The sequence below is a fragment of the Thauera aminoaromatica S2 genome, from assembly GCF_000310185.1.
GTDB classification, from domain to species: Bacteria; Pseudomonadota; Gammaproteobacteria; order Burkholderiales; family Rhodocyclaceae; genus Thauera; species Thauera aminoaromatica.
Window position 1 is genome coordinate 1 of the sequence record NZ_AMXD01000204.1, and the last position, 4,790, is coordinate 4,790.

The window sequence follows — 4,790 nt, forward strand, 5'->3', positions numbered from 1 at the left end:
AGCCCCTGGCTGGAGTACATGGAGAAGGTGATCGCCCCCCGCCACGGCCCCGCGCTGCCGAGCGTGGCGCGCAGGCGTGCGCCCCAGCGCGCACGTGCCGCGACCGCCGCCCCGACGGGGGTGCCCGCCGCAGCACGGCGCGCGTGGTCGGATGGCACGCGCACCGCCAGCCACGCCGCCACCGCAGCCGAGGCCATCGCCAGCAGCCCCCACAGCCCCTGCCAGCCCATCACCCCCATCAGCGCCGGCCCACCGGCCAGCACCAGCGAGGTTCCCGTGGCCATGTAGGTGCCCCACAGGCCCAGGTGCAGCGCCAGCCGGCTGGGGGGCACGAGCTGGCGGATCAGGCTGGGCACCGGCAGCACCACGAGCAGGAAGCCCAGCCCCTCGATCGCGCGCAAGACCAGCAGCTCGCCGGGCTGGGTCGCCCACGCGCCGGCGAGGCTGGCGGAGGCGAGCACGCCCTGGCCGAGCAGCACGCTGCGGCGCAGGCCGAAGCCGTCTGCGGCCAGGCCGATGAAGACGCCGCCGAGCATGCCCGCCATCTGCACCATGGAGAGCAGGAAGCCGGCCTCGACCAGGCTCACGCCGAGCGCATCGCGCAGCACCGGGATCGCCGGCGGGATCTTGCCGATGTGCAGCGCGGCGACCATGCCGGCGATGATGACGACGAAGGCGGGCGGGACGCCCGCAGCCGCGGACGGCGCGTGCCCGCCCATGTTCCGGGAAGCTTCTGTGCGGCTCATGGTCTCCTCTCAGCCTCTCGATGGGCGACGAGAGCATAGCCGCGATCGCGCCGGCGTGCGCGCGGGCGAGCCCGCCGCGTTCGCGGCTTGGTGGTCCGCCCCCCGCCGTGTACATTTGCGCCCACCCCGCTTCCGCGCCCGCGCGCCCCGCCCGCCATGACCACCCCGCACCCCGAAATCCGCCCCGGCCAGTCGGTCGAGCTGCTCAAGCAGCTCCACATCCTGACCCGCGACGGCAAGCTCAACCAGGACAGCCGGCGCAAGCTCAAGCAGGTCTACCACCTCTACCAGTTCATCGAACCGCTGCTCGCCGAGGCCCTGGCCGAGCGCCCCGACATCGAGCTGGTCGACCACGGCGCCGGCAAGTCCTACCTGGGCTTCATCCTCTACGACCTGTTCTTCAAGGCGCACGCCCCCGGCGGCCGCATCCACGGCATCGAGACGCGCGACGAGCTGGTGACGAGCTCGCGCCGGCTCGCCGACAAGCTCGGCTTCTCGTCCGGGATGCGCTTCCAGAACCTCAGCGTGGCGGACTCGATCACCTCGGACCGCCTGCCCGGACGCATCGACCTCGTCACCGCGCTGCACGCCTGCAACACCGCCACCGACGACGCCATCCGCTTCGCGCTGAAGAAGGATGCCCGCGCGATCGTGCTGGTGCCGTGCTGCCAGGCCGAGGTCGCCGCGGCGCTGCGCCGGAACAAGCAGCAGGCGCTGCGCGGCCCGATCGCGGAGCTGTGGCGCCACCCCATCCACACCCGCGAGTTCGGCAGCCACGTCACCAACGTGCTGCGCTGCCTGCAGCTCGAGGCCCACGGCTACGAGGTCACGGTCACCGAGCTCGTGGGCTGGGAGCACTCGATGAAGAACGAGCTGATCATCGCCCGCCGCCAGCCCGAGCGCCCGCGCCGGCGCGCGGCCGAACGCCTCGCCGCGCTGCTCGGAATGCTCGGTCTGGAAGAACTTTCCGAGCGTTTCTTCACGAGCTGACCTGTCCGCGCCGACACCGCCGATCCATGCCTTTGTGCTGCGATCGAACTGCTAGAATCGGGGAGTCCGCCACGCAAGGTGGACAGGAGACAGGGCGCCGCGCCCGGACGGAACCGGAAAGTCGAGGAGGACGGATGCGGGCGCATCCGGAACGGACATGGCCGAAATCGAATCACCGCTGGCATTCCTGCTGACCACGCCGTACGCGAGCCGCTATCCGCGCAAGCTCGTCGAGGGCTTTCCCCATGTCGCCCGCCGCATCGCGGAGCTCTGGGACGACAAGGACAAGCTGGGCGAATACTTCACCGAGCTCATGGTCTCGAAACGGCCGAACCGGCGCGGTTTCCCGCCCGAGGTGGGCGCAGAGATCGTTTATCTGAGCATGGCCTACGACCTCCACGGCCCGGTGCGTCCCACCCCGCAAGCGGCCCCCGAGCCCACGACGGCCGCGCGCGACGACGCCTGGGACTACGAGCGCGCGGTCGCCGAGCTCGAGCGCCTCGACATTCCGATCACGATGGCGCAGTTCGTGCGCGCGCTGGAGGCTGGCGACCAGCACCTGTGCTCGCTCTTCCTGCATGCCGGCTTCGACATCGACGGCCGCGACGCGCGCCAGTGGACGCCGCTGATGATCGCCTGCTTCCATGGCCGCGAGGCGCTCGCCCTCGAGCTGATCCGGCTCGGCGCCAGCGTGGATGCGACGGACGCCGACGGCTACACGCCGCTGCACTGGGCCTCGGTGAACGGCTACCAGAAGGTCGGCGAGGTGCTCGTGCGCCGCCAGGCCGAGGTCAATGCCACGAGCAACGCCGGCATCACGCCGCTGCTGCAGGCCGCGGCGCGCGGCCACCTGGGCGTCGTGCGCCTGCTGCTCGACCGCAAGGCCAAGGTCAATCTCGTCGCCGCGGACGGCTCCACGGCACTGCTCAAGGCGGTCGCCAACGGACACTGGGAGATCGTCAACACGCTGCTCGACGCCGGCGCCTCCACGCAGGCGACGATGAAGAACGGCACCACCCTGGTCGACATCGCCGCACGTTCGAAGGACGAGCGCATCCGCGAACGCATCGCCATCGCCGCGCGCATGGAGGCGCGCGGCGATGCGCCGATCCAGCGCGACGAGCCGCCACCGCTCACCGGCACGATCTACTGACGGCGGGGCGCGAACGCCGCCTTGCCGGGACCGTCCGTGCGATCCGTCCGCCCGCTCGCGACTCGCGTCGCGCCGGGGCGCTGCGGATACCGTGCCGGTTGATCGTGGGAGCGACGCGAGTCGCGATCGCTGCGGTGGATGAACGGCGGCGACGGCGCGGAGGCGGGATACAATCACGCTCCGCTGGACCGCCTCATTGCCGATGACGAAACACTCCACCCCGCCCGCGCCACCGGCCCTGCTCCCTTCGCTGCGGACGGATGCGGGCGGCCCATGGCGGTGATGCCCTCCGCAGCGCTGGCGGTGCTGGTGGTGGCGCTGACCTCGCTCGGGCCGCTCTCCACCGACTTCTACCTGCCCGCCCTGCCCGCGATCGCGCGTGCCCTGCACACCGACAGCGCCGGCGTGCAGCTCACCCTGTCGGTCTACCTGCTCGGCTTCGGCGCCGGGCAGTTGCTCGTCGGCCCGCTCTCGGATCGCTGCGGACGGCGGCCGGTGATGCTGTGGGGCATGCTGGTGTTCCTGCTCTCCACGCTGGTGTGCGTGTTCGCGGAATCGCTCGCCGTGCTGGTGGGCGCGCGCCTGGTGCAGGCCCTCGGCGCCTGCGCAGGGCCGGTGCTCGGCCGTGCCGTGGTGCGCGACCTCTACGGCCCCGCCGAATCGGCGCGCGTACTCTCGCACGTGTCCACCGCCACCGCGCTCGCACCGCTGCTCGCGCCGCTGTTCGGCGGCTGGCTCACCGCCGCCTGGGGCTGGCGCGCGACCTTCGTCGCGCTCGCGATCTACGCCATGGTCCTGATGCTCGCCGTGGCCGCGCTGCTGAAGGAGACCAACCGCCACCCCGATGCCCATGCGATGCGCCCGGCCCGGATGCTGGCCAACTACCGTACGCTGCTCGCCGACCCCGCCTACCGCGGCGCGCTGCTGATCGGCTGCGGCGCCTTCGCCGCGCTGTTCGCCTTCATCTCCGGCTCGCCCTTCGTGTTCATCGAGCACTTCGGCATGTCGCCGCAGCAGATGGGCCTGGCCTTCGGGCTCAACGTCACCGGCTTCATGATCGGCTCGACGCTGTCGGCGCGGCACTCGCGCCGCCTCGGCCCGGCGCGCCTGATCCGCTACGGCGTGTGGATCGGCGCGGCGTGCGGCGTGCTGCTCGCCGCGCTCGCCTTCGCCAGCCCGCAGCACCCGGCGGCGGTGATGCTGCCGATGTGGGGCGTCACCGCGGCGATCGGGCTGATCCTGCCCAACGCCACCGCGCTCGGACTCGCCGGCTATCCCAAGATGGCCGGTGCCGCGGCCTCGCTGATGGGTTTCGTGCAGATGGGCCTGGGCGCCGGGGCGGGCATGCTGGTCGGGCACGGCGTGCAGCACGGCACCGCGGCGCTCGGTCTCACCGTCGCGGCCGGCATGCTGTTCGCCCTCGCCGCATGGAGCCGCTCACCCGCGCGCTGAACGCGGGCGGCGTTCACAAGAACGCACGGCCGGCCTCCACCAGCCCGGCGATGTCCGCCGCGAGTTCGTCCAGGCGCGCCGCCACGTCGGGCTCGTCCTGCGCGATTGCCTTCTCCAGCGCTGCGGCCGCCTGCATGATCGCGAGCGCGCAGATGAAGCCGGCGTTGCTGCGCAGCGTGTGCATGCGGCGCGCCGCCGATTCGCGCTCGCCGCGTGCGAGATCGGCGCGGGTCGCCGCCACCACCCCGGCGTTGTCCTCGATGAAGAGCCCGAGCAGGCCGATGAACATGTCGCGATCCTTGCCGAGGCGCTGCATCGCACGCTCGCGGTCGATGCCGGGCAGCGCGGGGAAATCGTCGCCAGCCGCGGCAGGCGCCGCTGCTGCGCTCTGCGCCGGCGACGCGGGCGGGGACACGGGCGCGGCGGCCGGCATGGGTGCGGCAGCGACC

5 protein-coding genes are annotated in these 4,790 nt (G+C 72.3%); 3 read left to right on the forward strand and 2 right to left on the reverse strand.

Features of this window, described 5'->3' with window-relative positions; translation table 11 throughout:
* Positions 1 to 746: MFS transporter (locus C665_RS18400; RefSeq protein WP_157277061.1), on the reverse strand; the 746-nt coding region annotated here is incomplete at its 3' end.
* A gap of 156 nt (positions 747 to 902) precedes the next feature.
* On the opposite strand from C665_RS18400, the gene C665_RS18405 reads away from it, so the two are divergent.
* The 3 genes from C665_RS18405 (at position 903) to C665_RS18415 (ending at position 4,341) form a co-directional block, all read left to right on the forward strand.
* Positions 903 to 1,736 carry a class I SAM-dependent methyltransferase gene (locus tag C665_RS18405; RefSeq protein WP_004326273.1) on the forward strand — a complete coding sequence of 278 codons (834 nt, stop codon included), beginning with the start codon at positions 903 to 905 and terminating at the stop codon, positions 1,734 to 1,736.
* 157 nt (positions 1,737 to 1,893) lie between these two features.
* Positions 1,894 to 2,889 carry an ankyrin repeat domain-containing protein gene (locus C665_RS18410; RefSeq protein ID WP_004326275.1) on the forward strand — a complete coding sequence of 332 codons (996 nt, stop codon included), beginning with the start codon at positions 1,894 to 1,896 and terminating at the stop codon, positions 2,887 to 2,889.
* A 273-nt stretch (positions 2,890 to 3,162) separates the two neighbouring features.
* Positions 3,163 to 4,341 (forward strand): multidrug effflux MFS transporter, encoded by a 1,179-nt coding sequence (locus C665_RS18415; RefSeq protein ID WP_004326277.1) that lies wholly within the window; start codon positions 3,163 to 3,165, stop codon positions 4,339 to 4,341.
* A 13-nt stretch (positions 4,342 to 4,354) separates the two neighbouring features.
* Here the strand turns inward: C665_RS18415 and C665_RS18420 are convergent.
* A partial coding sequence (locus tag C665_RS18420; protein WP_004326278.1) for an Hpt domain-containing protein occupies positions 4,355 to 4,790 on the reverse strand: 436 nt, incomplete at its 5' end.